This window comes from Pricia sp. (genome assembly GCF_041745955.1).
Lineage (GTDB): Bacteria > Bacteroidota > Bacteroidia > Flavobacteriales > Flavobacteriaceae > Pricia.
The window spans coordinates 1-17836 of sequence record NZ_JBGTHY010000354.1 but is presented as its reverse complement, the minus strand read 5'-3'; the positions used below and the strand labels follow the sequence as shown (position 1 = coordinate 17836).

Annotated in this window: 17 protein-coding genes and 1 pseudogene; 5 read left to right on the top strand and 13 right to left on the bottom strand. The window is 45.2% G+C overall.

Annotated features, from left to right (window positions below; translation table 11 throughout):
• The 4 genes and pseudogenes from ACEW8S_RS13235 to ACEW8S_RS13220 form a co-directional block, all read right to left on the bottom strand.
• The coding region (locus tag ACEW8S_RS13235) for an N-acetyltransferase family protein (RefSeq protein ID WP_373518616.1) at positions 1-399 on the bottom strand (399 nt) is incomplete at its 3' end.
• A 15-nt stretch (positions 400-414) separates the two neighbouring features.
• Positions 415-870 (bottom strand): hypothetical protein, encoded by a 456-nt coding sequence (locus ACEW8S_RS13230; RefSeq protein ID WP_373518615.1) that lies wholly within the window; start codon positions 868-870, stop codon positions 415-417.
• A gap of 56 nt (positions 871-926) precedes the next feature.
• Positions 927-1151: pseudogene (locus ACEW8S_RS13225) on the bottom strand (gamma-glutamyltransferase); the annotation flags it as partial.
• Positions 1152-1197: 46 nt separating this feature from the next.
• Positions 1198-1800, bottom strand: a complete 603-nt coding sequence (locus tag ACEW8S_RS13220; protein ID WP_373518614.1) for an ACP phosphodiesterase — start codon at positions 1798-1800, stop codon at positions 1198-1200.
• A 75-nt stretch (positions 1801-1875) separates the two neighbouring features.
• On the opposite strand from ACEW8S_RS13220, the gene glmM reads away from it, so the two are divergent.
• Positions 1876-3264: a phosphoglucosamine mutase gene (gene glmM / locus ACEW8S_RS13215; RefSeq protein ID WP_373518613.1), complete on the top strand. Its 1389-nt coding sequence runs from the start codon at positions 1876-1878 to the stop codon at positions 3262-3264.
• Positions 3265-3378: 114 nt separating this feature from the next.
• Here glmM and ACEW8S_RS13210 read toward each other — a convergent pair whose 3' ends face one another.
• Together ACEW8S_RS13210 and ACEW8S_RS13205 are read right to left on the bottom strand one after the other, a co-directional pair.
• A complete protein-coding gene (locus tag ACEW8S_RS13210; RefSeq protein ID WP_373518612.1) occupies positions 3379-4368 on the bottom strand; it encodes a sterol desaturase family protein in 990 nt (329 codons plus the stop codon).
• 168 nt (positions 4369-4536) lie between these two features.
• Complete coding sequence (locus ACEW8S_RS13205; protein ID WP_373518611.1) at positions 4537-5439, bottom strand: lysophospholipid acyltransferase family protein; 903 nt, start codon at positions 5437-5439, stop codon at positions 4537-4539.
• Between the two features lie 56 nt (positions 5440-5495).
• On the opposite strand from ACEW8S_RS13205, the gene ACEW8S_RS13200 reads away from it, so the two are divergent.
• Complete coding sequence (locus ACEW8S_RS13200; protein WP_373518610.1) at positions 5496-6146, top strand: rhomboid family intramembrane serine protease; 651 nt, start codon at positions 5496-5498, stop codon at positions 6144-6146.
• 226 nt (positions 6147-6372) lie between these two features.
• A complete protein-coding gene (locus tag ACEW8S_RS13195; protein ID WP_373518609.1) occupies positions 6373-8010 on the top strand; it encodes a hypothetical protein in 1638 nt (545 codons plus the stop codon).
• A gap of 77 nt (positions 8011-8087) precedes the next feature.
• Here ACEW8S_RS13195 and ACEW8S_RS13190 read toward each other — a convergent pair whose 3' ends face one another.
• From ACEW8S_RS13190 to ACEW8S_RS13165, 6 genes are all read right to left on the bottom strand, one after another.
• The gene (locus tag ACEW8S_RS13190; protein WP_373518608.1) at positions 8088-9218 is read right to left on the bottom strand and encodes a DUF4369 domain-containing protein; all 1131 of its coding nucleotides are present in this window, start codon (positions 9216-9218) and stop codon (positions 8088-8090) included.
• 63 nt (positions 9219-9281) lie between these two features.
• Positions 9282-9740 carry a DUF6146 family protein gene (locus tag ACEW8S_RS13185; RefSeq protein ID WP_373518607.1) on the bottom strand — a complete coding sequence of 153 codons (459 nt, stop codon included), beginning with the start codon at positions 9738-9740 and terminating at the stop codon, positions 9282-9284.
• A gap of 108 nt (positions 9741-9848) precedes the next feature.
• Complete coding sequence (locus tag ACEW8S_RS13180) at positions 9849-10481, bottom strand: DUF937 domain-containing protein (RefSeq protein WP_373518606.1); 633 nt, start codon at positions 10479-10481, stop codon at positions 9849-9851.
• Positions 10482-10558: 77 nt separating this feature from the next.
• Positions 10559-11509, bottom strand: a complete 951-nt coding sequence (locus ACEW8S_RS13175; protein WP_373518605.1) for a D-2-hydroxyacid dehydrogenase — start codon at positions 11507-11509, stop codon at positions 10559-10561.
• Positions 11506-12570 (bottom strand): 3-phosphoserine/phosphohydroxythreonine transaminase, encoded by a 1065-nt coding sequence (serC, locus tag ACEW8S_RS13170; protein WP_373518604.1) that lies wholly within the window; start codon positions 12568-12570, stop codon positions 11506-11508. The genes ACEW8S_RS13175 and serC overlap by 4 nt, the downstream gene beginning before the upstream one ends.
• A gap of 123 nt (positions 12571-12693) precedes the next feature.
• Positions 12694-13734, bottom strand: a complete 1041-nt coding sequence (locus ACEW8S_RS13165; RefSeq protein WP_373518603.1) for an acyl-CoA reductase — start codon at positions 13732-13734, stop codon at positions 12694-12696.
• 146 nt (positions 13735-13880) lie between these two features.
• On the opposite strand from ACEW8S_RS13165, the gene ACEW8S_RS13160 reads away from it, so the two are divergent.
• Positions 13881-14234: a 4Fe-4S dicluster domain-containing protein gene (locus ACEW8S_RS13160; RefSeq protein WP_373518602.1), complete on the top strand. Its 354-nt coding sequence runs from the start codon at positions 13881-13883 to the stop codon at positions 14232-14234.
• A gap of 124 nt (positions 14235-14358) precedes the next feature.
• On the opposite strand, the gene ACEW8S_RS13155 is transcribed toward ACEW8S_RS13160, so the two are convergent.
• A complete protein-coding gene (locus tag ACEW8S_RS13155) occupies positions 14359-17034 on the bottom strand; it encodes a TonB-dependent receptor domain-containing protein (RefSeq protein WP_373518601.1) in 2676 nt (891 codons plus the stop codon).
• Positions 17035-17205: 171 nt separating this feature from the next.
• Here ACEW8S_RS13155 and ychF point away from each other — a divergent pair.
• Positions 17206-17836: redox-regulated ATPase YchF (gene ychF, locus ACEW8S_RS13150; RefSeq protein ID WP_373518600.1), on the top strand; the 631-nt coding region annotated here is incomplete at its 3' end.

Here is a 17836-nt window from a genome sequence, read left to right as displayed (position 1 = left end):
TTCCCGTAAGGTAAACCCAAGACTTTTATACAAATTTATGGCTGCCTCACGATGATGACCAGAAAAAAGGATTACGCCGTCCAAATTTTTATGTTTGGCCTCTTCCAAGAGTTTTTCCATAAGTTTTCTTCCGATGCCTTTCCTTCGGTGTTCGGTGTCTACCACCACATCCTCTATCATTCCTCGGTGGCCTGAAATTACTTTATAGGTTGCCAACAGGGCAATTCCAACAATCTGGTTTTCAATGCTGCATGCGGCAAAGATAATATGATTATCTTCCTGTAGAATTTGGTGCAGGGGACATTGTTTGATGCTGTCGTTCAACTGCTTGTAAAGTTCCGTGATTTGAAATCGCATCGTATCGTCAATGTCGGATTTTTTTAGAATTTCTATCTCCATAAACTTCTGTATTATTTAATTATAGGCTTTTACATCCTCCATTTTAAAGTCCATAGGGCCCAATTGGTGCGAGGTTGGCAAAAACACGCCACTTTCCATAATCTGCCAATCCTCCCAAGTCGCTTCAAGTCCCCCTATAGGAATAATCTCGACCCACATCCGGAAACTTTCGGGCAAACCTTTCTGATTGAGTTTCCAAAGATACGAATCACCGGGCGTAGTTCCCCCCGAAGTATAAGTAATCATGAGGCCATCGGAACCATCTTCCAAGGTGACCAGACTTCGCCCCGTACCGCTGTCAAAAACCTTGAAGGGTGCTACAAGCCAAAAGGAATCATTATTGAAGTTAGACACCGCCTTTTCGATCAATTCCGCTCTAAGACCTTTTTCAACCCGAATATCCCTTTCAAAAACGCTGCTTTTTTCAGGATTGCCTAAATTTAAAAGAACACGATAAGCTTCCCATTCCACGAGTGCTATGCCTAGCTGTTTATCTCGTAGGCGTTTAAAGTGTCAGGGCGACTGCAGTACGGGTAAGCGGCTACCAAGGCCATTTCGGTAGCGACCATGGCATCAAAGGCATTGCCGCCTTTTTTCAGGACTTCCACTCCTATTTTAGAGGCTTCCTCCCGAGTGGAAACGACCATAGCCGTTTCAGTGACCAATCCGGTCGGGATTGCGGGTAAGGTTTTGCAGCAGACCAAAAGTAGTAGGATGATTCCTAAGGAGAATAGATTTTTGTACACTTTCATTAAAAAAGGTCTGGTTTACAAAAGTTCATGAATTAAAAAAGGATTGCTAACCACCGTAATCGGATGAAATCGACAAGAACTTCTCTTTCGCGAATATCACCAATTTCTCGAAAAACTCGGTAAACTCCTCCTCAAAAGCATTATAATGTTCCTCAAGGTCTACGATGGCAAAGTTCATTCCAGATTTGTTCTTTGTTCTTCGGTTCATACCGTTCAGTACTTTTCCTATACCTTCCAAATTGGCGTAATTCAAGAGCCAATTGTCAGATATCATGTAGGGTATCATCCGTTTTACGCCATCCGGTAAAATGGCATAGTTATCCCCCAACAAATCATAGAACCTATCGACAAAAACCGCAAGGGGCTCGTTGGAATAGGTGCTCCAGTTCTTGGCCAAAAAATGATCGTAATAGATATCAACGATTACCCTGCTGTAATGGCTGTAGTTTTTATGCAGCTTTTTACTACTTTTTTTAGGTATGGGATGTGTATCGGTAAACGTATCGATCTCACGATGTAAAAAGATGCCTTTCTGCACGCGCTCGGGTAAATGTTTGTACTTGTTGGCTCGGATACTGTCCGCCATAAAATTCCCCAAAGCGATTTCATCGTCCCCAAAGGAAAGATAGATATGTGCTAAAAAATTCATGAGGTCGAATTTACAAATTGCATCTATACCTATTCATATTAGACCCGTATATTTGTCAAAACTTTTCTGCAACTTATGACACTTATCAAATCGATTTCAGGAATACGGGGTACTATCGGCGGTAAGCCAGGAGACAACTTAACACCCATAGACGTAGTAAAATTCGCCGCTGCCTACGGTGTATGGCTCAAGGAATATTCTGGCAGGGATACACTGAAGGTAGTCATCGGTCGGGATGCCCGCTTGTCGGGGGAAATGGTCCAAAATCTGGTCGTTTCGACCTTGGTCGGCCTGGGTATCGATGTCATCGATCTTGATCTCTCAACCACCCCGACCGTCGAAATTGCGGTGCCTCTGGAAAAGGCGGACGGTGGCATTATCTTGACCGCCAGCCACAATCCGAAACAATGGAACGCGCTTAAACTGCTGAACGGGAAAGGGGAATTCCTGGACGCCGCACAAGGTGCGAAAATCCTTGAAATCGCCGAAAAGGAGGATTTTGATTTTTCCGGGGTAGACGATTTGGGAAAAATTATAAAAAACGATTCGTACATAGACATTCACATCGATGAAGTGTTGGAATTGCCCTTGGTAGATGCCGAAACCATTCAAAAAGCCAAGTTTAAGGTGGTCGTTGACGGTGTGAATTCCACGGGTGGAATAGCCATTCCGAAACTCTTGGAGGCTTTGGGTGTTGAAACCGTTAAACTGTATTGCGATCCGACGGGGCATTTCCCCCATAACCCAGAACCCTTAAAAGAGCATTTGGGCGATATCAGTAAACTGGTTGTGAAGGAAAAAGCGGATTTCGGTATCGTTGTAGATCCCGACGTGGACCGTTTGGCATTTATCGATAACGAAGGCGAAATGTTCGGTGAGGAATACACCTTGGTCGCCTGTGCAGATTACGTTTTGGGAAAAACCAAAGGGAATACGGTGTCAAACCTTTCCTCGTCAAGGGCTTTACGTGATATCACCGAAAAGCACGGGGGAAAATATCAAGCTGCCGCCGTGGGGGAAGTCAATGTGGTGGCAAAAATGAAGGCCTGCAACGCCATCATTGGTGGCGAGGGCAATGGGGGCATTATTTATCCCGAAAGCCATTATGGTCGTGATTCACTGGTAGGAACGGCCCTGTTTCTGATGTTGATGGCGGAAAAGGGAGGTACGGTCGCAGAACTCCGGGCGAGCTATCCCTCATATTTTATGAGCAAGAAAAAAATCCAGCTAACTCCCGATATCGATGTGGATGGTATTCTAAAGGCGATGGAAGCTAAATATAAAGATGAGGAAATATCAACCATCGACGGCGTAAAAATCGATTTTGCCGAAAATTGGGCACATCTTCGAAAATCGAATACCGAACCGATCATCCGGATTTATACGGAGGCCAAAAGTCAATCAGCCGCAGATGGTTTGGCGGACCGGATAATTGGGGAGATTAAGGAGGTTATTGGGTCGTAGCACCCGTGGATTTAAATTGTCGGCGCTCGACGCAGACCAGTGCCAGTTTGTGCTAAAAATTCCAAATCCCAAATTCCAATTCAACCGGTTTTGGAATATGGAATTAATTTGCCGTTATGCCGTTTGCTCTTCCAAATATTCCTCCCGAACTGCCTTAGCAGTTTGGTGTTCCCCGGTATGGCTCCATCCCGGGGGCATGAAAATGTACGCTATTTTGTTTTTTAATCCCGGGGCTTTCCAAACGTCTTTGGCCAAAGCCACGAATTCCCCGAAATAAACATCCATAAAGTTTCCCGAATCCATTTCTCTGGTGATACCATATCGGATTTTTTCTTTCCGGTCCTCCTCTTGATAGGTGCCCAAGACGCGGTCCCAGATGTTTAGAAGGTTGCAGAAATTGGTATCCATATAAAGGGGATTTTTAGCGTGATGTACCCGATGATGCGAAGGGGTAAGTATGAATTTGCCTACGATCCCGAACCGTGCATCTTTAATCATGTTTTCCCCGACATGGATAAAAGCTCCGTATGTGCCATCAATGAACATAATGGCAAAAAGCATGGTAGGTTCGAGTCCAGCTAGGATACAGATCGTGGTCCGAATCGTATCCGCATAGGGCGCCTCAAGAAAAAAATGGGCGTACGTTACCGAAAGATTCATGTTCTCGGGGGCGTGATGGGTGGAGTGTAGGCACCAAAAGAGCCGTACTTTATGGCCCCAATAGTGGTACAGAAAATGTCCGAATTCCCAAACGATATATCCGTAAATAAACCAATACCATGTAGGTGAGGTCTGAAAAGGCGCGTAAGGCTGCAACCAACCGATGAGCAAAACGACCATGGCGATGGCGATAAAACGGCCAACGAACCGGTTGAAGACATAGATCAGAAAGTTTACCTTATATACTTTGGTGTCCGGTTTTTTATAGACCAAGCCGAGAATAAATTCCAAAAGAACGAGGAGCGGAATTATGGGTACGATGAACGCGGTAATTCCCTCGTAGGTTGCGAGCACGCTGTAATCTCCCGTTTGCAAAATATCCCACGCATTTCCAATGCCAAGAAAGCCGATGATTTCGTCATATAGGGTTTTTAGTATTTCCATGGGAGTACTATTTTTAATACACTGAAAATTAACAATAAAAATGTTTAAATTCAAGAGGCTTTAAAATTGTCCGCGCGGGCGAGCTATGGATACCTGTCGCAAGCACGGTAAAAACAATTCTAAATTACAAGTACCAAATTCCAAAATATTTTTTTGGAATTAGGAATTTTAGGAATTGGAATTTCTCGCAAAAGCGGCCTGTACCTTGCCCCGATGCTTCCACCGCTTATGCGTCCACAGATAGTGTTCCGGTTTTTCTCGGATCTGCTTCTCGGTCAGCCGTAAAAATTTATCGGTTATTTCATTTTTATCGGTATTTGCCCCTGAAGTAGTTATGGGGATGAGCTGTGCCCTGTAATATCCCCTTTTTACTTTGGATACCTTGAGGAACACCACGGCCAGATCCATTTTTCGGGCCATGGTCTCCGCGCCGTTGATGACCGGCACTTTGATTCCCATAAATTCCGTCCAATATTGGGCGCGATGGTATTGTGGACTCTGGTCGCTGACCATCCCAAAAATACCGAAAATACCATCCCTTTTATTACGTACTACGGTTTTGACGGTATCCTGGGAAGTAATCAAGGTAGTATTCCACCGGGCACGGACTTTTCTGATCCAACGATCAAAATAGGGGTTGCCTACCCTTTGGTAAACGGCATACCCCTTGGCATCCACATAATTATTGATACTTACGTTCCATTCCCAATTGGCGTAATGCGAGCAAACGATGAGTATACTTTTTTCCTTTTCGAGTTCTTGTAAGACTTCGATGTTCTGAACCGCGTAACGCTTTTTGACCTCTGCCTTTGATAGGTTCATGGTCTTTACCATTTCCAGAAACATGTCGCACATATGGCGATAGAAGGCGATTTGTATCTTTTTGCGCTCTGCTTCGGACTTCTCTGGAAAAACCAGTTTCAAATTATTCCAAACCACCTTTTTGCGGTATCCGATCACGCGATAGGCCCAAAAGAAGACAACATCGGAAAAGCCATAGAACAACCAGTGCGGCAACACCGAAATGATCCATAGCAGGGGATAGGCCAAAATGAAGATAAGTAGTTGCATGGGTAACGGTTGCCGTGCAAATATACTTATATTTGACGCTTAAAATTCCCTCTCCAATGTTCAACATGCACGTAGCCACCATTGTCATTATCGCCGCCAATGTACTGGTCTCTATCAAAGGCTTTAACGACCTCTCTTTTTTTGATCGCTATAAATTTAACATTTCCGCGATAAATGCGGGTCAAAAGGAGCGAACGGTGACTTCGGGATTTCTGCATGTGGACCTCGCCCACCTGTTTATGAACATGTTCACCCTTTATTTTTTTGCGGATGTCGTTGTTCGAGGGTTCGGTGCCGGAAAATTTATCGGAATTTATTTTGTCAGTTTGATCGCCGGAAGTCTTTTGGCTCTTTTTTTCCATAAAAACGAACCACAATATAGCGCTGTCGGTGCCAGTGGTGCCGTAACGGGAATTCTGTATGCCGCTATATTGTTGCAGCCCGATATGCAATTGGGAATCATGTTCATTCCCATTCCGGTTCCCGCTTACGTGGTAGGTATCGGTTACTTATTGTATTCCATTTATGGAATGAAGAGCCGTTTGGGAAATATCGGCCATACCGCCCATTTCGGTGGGGCCATCGGTGGCTTTGCCATGACGCTATTGTTTATGCCCGACCTCATTGTCACCCAAACCCTAATGGTCGGATTACTGGCCATACCTATCGTTATCCTTTTTGCAATGCAGAAAATGGGAAAAATTTAATGGGCAACGAAAACGTTTAGAACTCCCGATGGGTGTAGGTTTGAAGGGATACCACGCAAACTGCGACTGCCATTGCGTATTATTTGTATTTTGAGCTTTGAAGACCTTTCCCAAAACGCCTTTCCCTGCATTTCATCGAAAAAAAGCTTAAAATTATATCCTTAAGATGGTTTTGACGTTTAGGTAGGTATTGGAACCCAAAGCCAAACAACAAACTTACTTAATTATGAAAAATATTTCCCTAATGGCCATAGCGGCCCTATTTATAATTTCCTGTAGTGATGAAACTACAGTATACAGTGACGCCTCGGACAATATTTCGTTGGAGGGCAACACCGCCGTTCTCGAAAGTAGCATTCTCTACGACGATGCCGGTGTTTTGGTAATTTCCAGTGAAGATCAAATTTCAGGAAAAACCGCTAAAGGGGGTGAAGAGGAACAAGCTGGTGACTATCCGCTGACTTTGATTGCCCGTGTCGATGCCCCTTCCTATAGTGGTGCACAAAATTTGGGTGCTTCCCATGTTCATGTCGACGGCGATTATGCCTATGTATCCTACAACACGGTCGAAGATAGCTATGCCGGAGCTATAGATATCGTTTATGTGGGTGATCCGACCAGTCCGCAACTTACCTCACGATTATATTATACAAATGCCGATATAAATGCCGTCGAATATAATGATGGATATGTCTACGCCGTCGGTGGCGTGGATTCCGAAAAATCCGTTAGGGCTACTTCGAACTCCTTTTTGGTCAAGATTCCCGTTTCCAATGGAAGGATGAATACAAGTGCCGAAATGAGCTTCGGTTTTCAAGAAGGTTTTAATGCAACGGATGTAAAGGTAACCGCAAGTTCCGTAATTGTGAGTAGCGGCAAAGATGGATATCTGACCTCCTATAAAAAATCGGATCTTTCGGTCCAAATCGAAGCCCCTTTCGCCGATCTACGCTCGATAGCCGTAGACAACGGAAATCTGGCTATACTGGATGGCAGCAATGGCGTAAGCTTTTTGGATGCAAATTTCAACGCTATCCAAAAAATTGCCATCGATTCCGATTTCGGAAATTTTGCCAAAAGAACTTTGGCAGTGTCAGATACCGAAGTTATTGTTTCCGAAGGTTCAAAAGGTGCAGGTATCTACAATAAAACCAATGGTAGTCTAAAGGAATACCTACCCATACTAATTAATCCCGAAGGCGTTGCCCAAAGCGACATCGTTACCAATGCCGTTGCAATCAACGAAAATGTACTGTTAATGGCGAATGGCGGTGCAGGGCTATCCCTATCTGAAGAGCTAGGGAATGGAGCCGATATGGTCGGGGTGTTGGACTTGAATGGTTCTGTCAATTTTGTGGCCTCAAAAGGGGACTACATATTTGCAGCTTCCGGAAAGGCGGGATTACAGATCGTTAAACTGAACCGACCCGATGCGAGCTTGGCTACACGTTGTGGCCAGCTATCCGCTTACGAAGGCAACGCGAACTTGACGGTAGCCAAAGGTGACACCGAAGAATACCGCGGTTCTAAAAGTTTCAATAAAATTACGATTGATGGTTCATTACTGCTGTGCGGTACTTGGACTGTGAACAACGAAACCACAGTCAATGATGGCGGTCTTTTCGAAATGAACGGCAACTTGGTGGTAGGCCGGAACAACAAACGTAAGGACGTTACCGTTAAAGAGAATGCCACCCTAAGGATAGAAGGTAGCCTAACCATCTATGGAGATTTGATCTTGAACGACGGTGCAAGATTGGAATTTATCGGCGTGGGGTCTATAGCTAATATTTTTGGAAATGTCAAAAAATCAACAAGCGCCGAAATTAATGGCACATTCAACGACATCAAAAATAAGTTTTAAATATCCTACTAATTTTAAAAGAAAAAGCCCCGACCGGATTAACGGTAGGGGCCTTTGTATTATGGGAAGTTGCCAATTTAATTCAATAATTCCGCAACTTTCGCTTCCAAAGCCGGACCTCTCAAATTTTTTGCCACGATCACCCCGTTTTCATCCAAAAGAAAAGCGGCGGGTATGGCATCTATATTATACAATTTGGCGATGGGATCGTTGAAATAAGCGACATGGGAAACATGTTGCCAGGTCAGGCCATCATCTTTGATGGCTTTTTTCCAGGCTTCCGCGGTCCTATCCAATGAAACACCCAATACGTTCAAACCTTTGTCATGATATTTTTCATAGATGTTTACGATATTAGGGTTTTCCGCACGGCAAGGCTTGCACCAAGCAGCCCAAAAATCTACCAATGTTACTTTGCCTAGGGCATCGTTCAGGGCTAAATCCTTTCCATCGGGAGTGGGAGCCGAAAAATCTGGGGCCTTGGCGCCAACGGAGGTATTCTTTGCATTGGCTTCGGCCTGTTTTTGGCCCTCCAATCGCTCTTGAATCGCGGTGGCTACCTTTGTTTTCTTGATTTCAGGGGATAGTTTCTCGTACATCACCTGGGCCTCTTCGGCAGTAACCGTACCAGTTCCTAGGGCTCGGTCTATCAAAAGGGCCGAAATTAGCGCATCGGGATGGCTTTCGATATAATCGAGTTCAAAGTTTTTGTACTTATCCTGTAGCTCCACCATCTCGTCTTGCAACGATTTTGCGGTGGCGGTATCCTTTTTCACGTTCGCCTGTTGCATGTCCTGTTGAATGGACTGCGCCTGTTCGGTAAGCTCTTTGGACTTATCCATATAATCGGCAAAGATCTCGTTCTGTGGGGTGCCCTTTATTTCGGCCAATCCCAAGCTGTCTTTTTGGGCATTGAAATCAATATCGCCATTTTCAAGAATGACCGCCGTATAACCGGGCAGTTTGTCGATGAATATATAATTCAGTTCTGGTGTTTCCGCAGCTCCCGTAAAAGTGAATTTCCCATTTTCTACTTTGGCGGTGTCAACGTCAACGGGTTGGTTGTTCTCGCCAACCGTTCTTAAAAAAACTTGGGTTCCATTTTCTAAATCTCCCCTAAGATTCCCGTTGATCGTAAAACCTTCCGGTTTCTGATTACAGGCCGCAATACTTATCATTAGGCCTATAGACAATACAATTTTCTTCATTATGATGTGTTTGAGCCGGCAAATGTAGGTATATATCCCAATAAAAAAAAGTGTAATACATATCTATATCCGTGGGAGCCATGGCCCTATGCGTTGATTGTATTTTCTTTGGAAATAGATAAAATAATTGTAGAGCTTATAATTTACTTCATAACCATAGTCGATACCGGGGCTGTAATCGATTTGCATCTCATAGAGATTACCGCCATATCGCAAGGGCTGCATGGCCCTTTGGTTCCAATTAATGACATAGATCTGGTTGCGGTTTTCGAGGTAGGATTGGGAGTAGTAGCCTTCGGGTTTGGCAATACTGGCGAGCCATATATTGAACCCGGGCTCGATGATGATGATTTCGTATTCGGTACTGTCACTGACTATTTTTACGGTATCGCCCTCTTGCTGGTTGAAGGTCATTTTTTCGTCGTCCGTGACTTCGATTGCCTTTTTAGTACCGGCACAGCTGCTTGCCGCACAAATCACCAAAATGGCAAATACAATGAACTGTAGTACTGCTCTTTTCATTTTTCTTTTTTATACATGGCCCAATAACCATTCCGAAAAGATACAAAAAACCACATGGATTTCATGCGGTTTTACTATTCAACATTTGAGATGGGGGTACCTTAAAAATTACTTACCGAAAAGACCTCCCAAAAGACCGCCGATACCGCCTTTTTTACCGCCTGGGGCCAATGAAGCCACATCGTCGAGAATGCTGCCGTCACCATTTGAATCCAAAAAGGATTCGATGAGGGACTGTTGTTTGCTGGCCTGTTTACCGCCGCCCATCATGCTGCCCAACATACCCTGTAGTCCACTGGCGTCGTGGACATTCTGTTGTTGTTTCTTTTGCCCGATCATTCCCATTAAAATCGGTGCGGCCACCTGAAGTATGGTAGCGATGGTACTAATATCCATTCCCGATTTTTGGCTCAGGGCATTTTCTACCTGTGCCTGTTTGCCGCCCAGGACATGGCCTAAAATTCCCGCTCCGTCGTCCTTAACGGATTGGTCGACGCCTCCGCCGAAAAGTCCGCCCAAATCGTTTAGGATACCACCGTCGTGCTTGTTCGAAAGGGCACTCATAAGACCTTGTGCACCTTCTGACGTTGACGCGTTTTTTTTCATGGCACCCATTAAAAGGGGCAATGCCATGGTAAGTACACTTCCGGTTTGATCCGTGGAGTTTCCGGTCTGGCTAGCTACCCCGGTTATTAATTGTTTACCCATCGGGCTGTTTAGTAGATCCAATAATCCTGACATGCTCTATAGTGTTTAAAATGAGGTAACAATGTACAAAAAAGAATGGTTTTATAGGATATGGGCAGCATAAAAGTTTCCTATTTCAGTAGGCTGATTATTTGCTCCGCCAATTCTGATCCAATACGACTTTGAGCTTCGCCGGTAGCGGCACCGATATGGGGAGTAAGGGAAATTTTAGGATGCATCAATATCCTGATTTCGGGGGATGGTTCAGATTCGTAAACGTCGAGGCCCGCAAAGGCTACTTTTCCGGTTTCCAACGCATCTACCAGGGCCACTTCGTCTAAAACCCCACCACGTGCGGCATTGACTATGGCAACTCCTTGTTTCATGAGTCCGAATTCTTTCTGGGCAATGACATATCCTTTCTGGGCGGGTACGTGCAGGGTAATAAAATCGGATGCTTTTAGGACCTCGGCCATGGATAACGACTGAAAATTGAAGGCCATCGAACGCCCATCAAAAAAAGGCACTTCTAAAGTCACTTTTTCGATTAGGGGATCGTGGTATATCACTTTCATTCCGACCCCTATGGCCAGCTTTGCGGTCGCCTTGCCAATCCGTCCAAAACCGATAACACCCAAGGTCTTGCCCCGGAGTTCGGTGCCACCGGCATAGGATTTTTTGAGTTGCCTAAATTTGCTGTCCCCCTCAAGCGGCATATTGCGGTTGGCATCATGTAGATAGCGAACCCCACCGAAAAAATGGGCGAACACCAGTTCGGCCACCGATGCCGATGAGGCGGCAGGGGTATTGATAACGTGAAGTCCCTTTTCCCGGGCATAATCAACATCGATATTGTCCATACCCACACCGCCACGCCCGATAAGCTTTAGACTCGGGCATTGGTCGATCAACTCTTTTCGTACTTTGGTAGCACTGCGCACCAATAGTCCGTCGATTTTGTTTTCGTTGATATAGCTTTCCAGCTGTTCTTGCGCTACGGTAACGGTGATCACCTCAAATCCTGATTTTTCAAGGGCTTTGATACCGGATTGTGCTATGCCGTCGTTGGCTAGTATTTTCATGCTTTTCTTTCCATTTCACTCATTATATCTACCAGTACGCCAACGCTTTCCAGCGAAAGCGCGTTGTACATCGAAGCGCGATACCCGCCTACGGAGCGGTGGCCATTGATACCAACGACCCCAGCTTCCCTGCACATCGTGTCGAAGGTTTCTTTCAGTTTTTCGTCCGTCAGCGTAAAGGTGGCGTTCATGGTCGAACGGTCTTCTTTGTTGGCGAAGCCTTCAAAAACGGGATTCAAATCGATTTCGGAATAGATCAATTGGGCCTTCTTCTCATTAATTTCCGCTATTGCAGTTATTCCGCCTAGATTTTTCAGCCATTGCAAAGTGAGCATTGAAACGTATACGGAAAATACGGCAGGAGTGTTGAACATGCTGTCCTTGGCAATATGCACCTGATAATCGAGCATAGAGGGGATTTTTCGGGATACCTTTCCTAAAATATCCTCCTTGACCACGACCAGGGTGGTGCCAGCGGGACCCATATTCTTTTGCGCCCCGGCATATATCAATCCGAATTGGGAAAAGTCCAACTGTCGCGAAAAAATATCCGAACTCATATCGCAGACTAGGGGCGCATCCGTTTTCGGGAATTCCTTTATCTGGGTGCCAAAAATGGTGTTGTTCGAAGTGACGTGCAGATAGTCGAGACCGGAAGGCACAGAATATCCTTTCGGGATATACTTGAAATTTTTATCCTTCGAGGAACCCACTTCTACCACATCCCCAAAAAGTTTGGCCTCTTTGATGGCCTTGTCGCTCCAAGTACCCGTATTGAGGTATCCGGCTTTGTTTTCCAACAGGTTATAGGCGACCATTAGAAACTCGAGACTGGCCCCTCCCTGTAAAAATAGGGCTTTATAGCCTTTACCTTCGAGACCCAGTAATTCTAGGGCCAGGCTTCTTGCCTTTTCCATTACTTCGACAAAAGCGGCACTGCGGTGTGAGATTTCGATTAGGGATAATCCCGAATTGTCCAAATCCATTACTGCCGCCGAAGCTTTTAGAAGTACTTCTTGGGGTAAAATACAGGGACCCGCGCTGAAATTATGTTTTTTCATCTTTGTATTAATAGGTTACTGGGTTATTGCGTTATTTTGATTTTTTGGGATGGAACCGAGCTATACAGTGGCTAAGGTCATGAATTTATTAGGAAACCCAAGCATCGAAATGGACTTATTCCTTTAGTTTTTTAATAGGAAATCAACAGTATCCACCCCATCGGCATAGTCGGTTAGAGACGGCTTTTGGGTGTCACCGAAGGCAATTTCACCGTCGAGGATGCCGTCGCCGACCACACATTGTAATTGATTCCTGTCATTTTCAAGGTGTTCTTTTAGCTTTTCAAGAGTGTCGTAATTTTCGTAAAATAGCGAGGCGATGGGCGATGCATAGCTTTTATCGTTCTTGAGGATCAGAAATCCGTTGTCTAGAATTTTGAATTCCGACATCAGGTACACTGCTTTGTTGTAATCATAATTGTTTTCGTATTTCTTTTGTTCTATAATCGGATGATAGCTGTAGATGGATGTGAAAAAAGTATCAAAATCGTAACCCAAAGGGACAAATAGCTTGGAGACGCTTCGGCAACCGAGTCCGTAATAGCGAAAAATATCTTCACCTAGGGCTGCCAGTTGTTCGTGGGATTCTTTTCCGGTCAGGACGGCAATCGAATTCCTATTCTTTCGGATGATGTTCGGCACCTTTCCGAAATAGTGCTCGAAATAGCGGGCGGTATTGTTGCTTCCGGTGGCGATGACGGCATCGTAGCCTTGCATTCTTTCTTCCGAGAAAATAATTTTATCCTTAAGTAAGGGTTCAATAAAAATAAGATAATCCTTTATGAAATAATTTAATATAGTATCGTTGGATGAAAGTCTTGCCATGATTTTGTTCCCTGTGAGCAAAACGGATAGCAAGTCATGAAAGCCGACCAAGGGGATGTTTCCGGCCATGATGACGGCCACCGTTTTGGTCTTGTTTTGCTGTAGGTCGTATGCGCCGAGCCAATCCGATAAAGTATTCCCTTTCAATAATTCGCTCCAAGTTTTCAGTGCAAATCCCACATTATCCTTGGTAAACCACCCATTTTTATGTTTGGCCAAAATGATAGTTTCTTCTAACTTTTGCGACCATTCCCCTTGATTTACATCCGAGCTACAATACTCCCGAAGAAATTCCCCAAGCTTTACAAAAGCAATAAAAATTCGTTGATGTTCGTTCATAGAATAGATTTGCGATAGAGCGTTCCAGTCTTTACCTTTGCACTTAGAATTTGCAAAAGTAAGCATACTAAATAAAATAGCTTTTCAATGTGGTATTGCATCTGCCTTGAAAGGATTCCGCGACAAGGGCGGCATAAAAAGAAGACATGGCAATAGTTATAACGGACGAATGTATCAACTGCGGGGCTTGCGAGCCGGAGTGCCCGAATACCGCAATCTATGAAGGGGCAGATGAGTGGCGCTACGGTGATGGCACCTCTTTGAAAGGTGATGTGGTACTGCCCAACGGCAAAGCAGTAAATGCGGAAGACGTTCAAGAACCCATCAGCGACGAAATCTACTATATCTCTCCTGATAAATGTACGGAATGTATGGGCTTTCACGAGGAGCCACAATGCGCGGCCGTCTGCCCTGTGGACTGTTGTGTGCCGGACGAAGACCATGTCGAGAGCGAAAAGACTTTACTGGCGAAGCAGGCGTTTATGCATCCTGAAGCGTAAAGGCTACACCCTGCGCTTCTAGAAACCAGACAGTGCTCTTACAATTTGAACATAGTTGCTAGGGTTAAAAAGAAAAGGGCAAACCCGAAAGTTAGCCCTTTTCCTTTTTTCTTGTTTTTGGAACCTAAAAACTGAAGCCCAGTCTTGCGTAGTAATAGGCGCCGTTAAAACCCATCTGGACTGCATCCCAATAACCGCCTCCTTCTACCCAGTCGTCCTGTTGGTCGGGGTATTCGTTAAAAAGGTTGTTTGCGCCGATATTGAGTTTTAGGCTCTCGCTCAGTTGATAGCCCAATACCAGATCGGTTACCAGTGCGGGATTATAGCTGTCCGTGGCAGCGGTAACTTTATTGGCAAAGCTACCATAGTCGGACGTGGGCTCCAGCATTTGGAAATCCAAGAGTTGAATACTGCTGAAACGGGTGAAGCCCAATCCCGTGTCAAACTTGTTCTTGGCGTAATTTAGGTTCAAGGTCAATTTGCTTTCGGGGGCGGATGCCAGTAAAAAAGCCTTGTCCCTTTCCCCGAAGAAGGTTTCGGCATCTAGATTTCCGTTGTTGACATTCTTGATTTTCATTTTGTTTAAATTGCCGGTAAAGGTGGCGGATAGGCTGCCGTCATCGATATTCTTCTTCCACGCTAACACGATGTCAAGTCCACTAGTTTCGGTATCGACACCGTTGACAAAGAATTGCGCAGCGGAAACCCCGGGAATATCGTCGGTTTCAAAATTGCCCGTCAATACGATCCTATCCTTTACATTGATAAAGTAACCGTCGACGGTTGACGTGAAGTTTCCGAAAGTACCGGTAAATCCTAACCCGGCATTCAAGGCTTTTTCCTCGTTCAGTTGATTAATGCCAAAGGAGGCGGTAACGGGACTGTTGTTCGGACTGAGCAACTGGTCTACCGCCGTACCGCCAATGAAATTGGTAAAACGCAGGTTGTAATAGATTTGCGCTAACGAAGGTGCCCTAAAACCCGTGCTTACGGATCCCCTAATATTTATCTTCTCGGTTGCCTTCAACCTAGCGGCTAACTTGCCGTTAACGGTACTGCCGAAATCACTATAATTTTCGAAACGGGCCGCGGCGCTTAGGAGAAAACTTTCCGAAAGATCGAACTCCCCATCCGCATATAGCGAAAAGTTGCTACGGCTTCGGTCTACTTCATTGGCAGGACCATAGCCGGGAAATCCTTGGGAGCCGCCTGCCCTAAGTTCTTCTTCACCATCAATGATAACTGTGGGTTGAATTTGGTTTTCAGGATCTGTAATCAATAAACCATTGACGTCGAATGTGCCATATGACCCGGGCTCCCCAGCGAAAATGATAAAGTTCTCTGTTCTATACTCCGCACCGAAGGCCAAGTTCATTCCTGCCATGACATCATCATAGTATTTTGAAAAATCAAGATTGATCGTATTTTGGCTTAGACTATGGCCACCGGCGTCGAAATCTGTCGGGGAAACATCCTGTAATGAGGCATTGAGCGTTCCCTTGATGAAATAGTGAAAATTATTTTTTCCATAGGTATTGCTGATATCGACCTTCCAGCCGCTGTCCAGTTCCGTTCTGACCCCTGCGGATATGGAATTATCGATAATATTCGAGGTTATCCTCGGGTTGAATCCGTCAGGATAAATTGAGGTAACCACTCTTGCGCCGTCATTACGGGTAAAGGCGTAGGCATCGGTATCCCTATAGTTCCTTCCACCAAAAGCGTAGATTTCGGTATTTTCGGAAATAGGATATGCGGCGTTCACCATAAAATTAAAGGCTTCAATGGACGCTTCGCCGAATCCTCTTCTAAAATCGAATCCCGGGCGCAGGGTTTTGTTCTTGTTGATATATTCCGTCGTAAAATTGGCGTATCCGTTCTCCCCAAGGCCGACCCCGTAATTGATGGCCGCCTTTACAGAACCGCCGTCAAAACTTTGGTCGTCACCGATCTGGTTACCATCTAGGTCCGTATCCAAGCGATTACCGTCCGTATTCGCTGTGCCAGCGGGAAAATCTCCCTGTGCATTGGTATTGTAGGCGCCGTAGCTGATTACGCCGGTTACCTCATCGGTTTTATCCTGTAAAACGATATTGATCACGCCCGCAATGGCGTCGGAGCCATATTGAGCGGCAGCACCGTCACGAAGAATCTCGATACGTTTTATCGCAGCTACCGGAATCGTGTTCAGGTCCGTTCCCGTGTTTCCGCGTCCCTTAGTGCCAAAAATGTTGACCAAGGAGGATTGGTGCCGTCTTTTGCCGTTCACAAGAACGAGCGTTTGATCAGGTCCCAGTCCGCGCAGGGTGGCTGGAACGATATGGTCGGCCCCATCAGAGCCCGATTGTTTGTTGGCATTGAACGAGGGCGCCGCATATTGCAGCAGCTCGTTGATCTCGATCCTACCGCTTTGGGTGCTGACCTCGGCGATATCGATGACATCGACAGGTACGGCCGTGTCGGTCGAGGTGCGTTTCGGGCTTCTAGAACCAACCAAGGTTACCTCGTCGAGCTGTACGCCTTCGGAGAGGGCTACATCTACGGTGGACTTTCCAGAACTATTGATTTCGGTGGAATTAAAACCGATATAGCTAAAAACCAAGATAGCCCCCTCGGCCACATCGATCTCATAGTTACCATCGAAATCCGTAACGGTCCCATTGCTGGTTCCTTTTTCAATAATATTCACGCCCGCCAGGGGTTCGCCGGAATCATCGGTGACCGTACCGTTAATCGTACTTTGCGAATAGATAAGGACAACGTTGCACAGTAGGGCAACGGCTAAGCAGATAGTTTTCATAGTGTTCTCGTTTAGGGTTCTTTATCGAAATTACCATAATTTTTAATATTGTTAACATTGGTATAATAAAAAGTTGGAAATGCTATCTTTGCATCCCATTTGGAAAAAAAGAACCAAATTTTAGAATATCAGTTCTCAAATCCCATAGCTAACTTCTAACATCTATTAAAAATGAAAGCAGGTATCGTCGGATTGCCCAACGTCGGAAAATCCACTCTTTTTAACTGTCTCTCCAACGCCAAGGCCCAGAGCGCCAATTTCCCGTTCTGTACCATCGAGCCCAATATTGGGGTGGTCAACGTACCGGATGACCGTTTGTTGAAATTGGAGGAATTGGTGAATCCACAACGCGTTTTGCCCGCTACCGTTGAAATTGTTGATATTGCGGGATTGGTCAAAGGCGCCAGTAAAGGCGAGGGCTTGGGCAACCAATTTCTAGGAAATATTCGTGAAACGGATGCTATTTTGCATGTACTACGATGTTTCGATAATGATAATATCGTACACGTAGATGGTTCCATTGATCCGATTCGGGATAAGGAAACTATTGATATGGAGCTGCAATTAAAGGATTTGGAGACCGTAGAAAAGAAACTCGACAAAGTAAAACGGGCAGCCAAAACAGGAAATAAGGAAGCCCAAAAAGAGGACGCCGTACTGAGCAAGGTGAAATCAGGATTGGAAAGCGGTACTTCAGTTCGGGCCATTGAATTCTCTAAGGATGAACGGATTGAATTCGTAAAACCTTTGCAATTAATTACTGATAAGCCCGTAATGTATGTCTGTAATGTGGATGAGGAAT

Excerpts from the sequence above, each read along its gene's own strand:
- serC (WP_373518604.1), bottom strand. The coding sequence starts at position 12,570 with ATGAAAAAACATAATTTCAGCGCGGGTCCCTGTATTTTACCCCAAGAA.
- ACEW8S_RS13205 (WP_373518611.1), bottom strand. The coding sequence starts at position 5,439 with ATGCAACTACTTATCTTCATTTTGGCCTATCCCCTGCTATGGATCATT.
- ACEW8S_RS13210 (WP_373518612.1), bottom strand. The coding sequence starts at position 4,368 with ATGGAAATACTAAAAACCCTATATGACGAAATCATCGGCTTTCTTGGC.
- glmM (WP_373518613.1), top strand. The coding sequence starts at position 1,876 with ATGACACTTATCAAATCGATTTCAGGAATACGGGGTACTATCGGCGGT.
- ACEW8S_RS13185 (WP_373518607.1), bottom strand. The coding sequence starts at position 9,740 with ATGAAAAGAGCAGTACTACAGTTCATTGTATTTGCCATTTTGGTGATT.
- ACEW8S_RS13190 (WP_373518608.1), bottom strand. The coding sequence starts at position 9,218 with ATGAAGAAAATTGTATTGTCTATAGGCCTAATGATAAGTATTGCGGCC.
- ACEW8S_RS13160 (WP_373518602.1), top strand. The coding sequence starts at position 13,881 with ATGGCAATAGTTATAACGGACGAATGTATCAACTGCGGGGCTTGCGAG.
- ACEW8S_RS13200 (WP_373518610.1), top strand. The coding sequence starts at position 5,496 with ATGTTCAACATGCACGTAGCCACCATTGTCATTATCGCCGCCAATGTA.
- ACEW8S_RS13155 (WP_373518601.1), bottom strand. The coding sequence starts at position 17,034 with ATGAAAACTATCTGCTTAGCCGTTGCCCTACTGTGCAACGTTGTCCTT.
- ACEW8S_RS13195 (WP_373518609.1), top strand. The coding sequence starts at position 6,373 with ATGAAAAATATTTCCCTAATGGCCATAGCGGCCCTATTTATAATTTCC.
- ACEW8S_RS13165 (WP_373518603.1), bottom strand. The coding sequence starts at position 13,734 with ATGAACGAACATCAACGAATTTTTATTGCTTTTGTAAAGCTTGGGGAA.
- ACEW8S_RS13175 (WP_373518605.1), bottom strand. The coding sequence starts at position 11,509 with ATGAAAATACTAGCCAACGACGGCATAGCACAATCCGGTATCAAAGCC.
- ACEW8S_RS13220 (WP_373518614.1), bottom strand. The coding sequence starts at position 1,800 with ATGAATTTTTTAGCACATATCTATCTTTCCTTTGGGGACGATGAAATC.
- ACEW8S_RS13180 (WP_373518606.1), bottom strand. The coding sequence starts at position 10,481 with ATGTCAGGATTATTGGATCTACTAAACAGCCCGATGGGTAAACAATTA.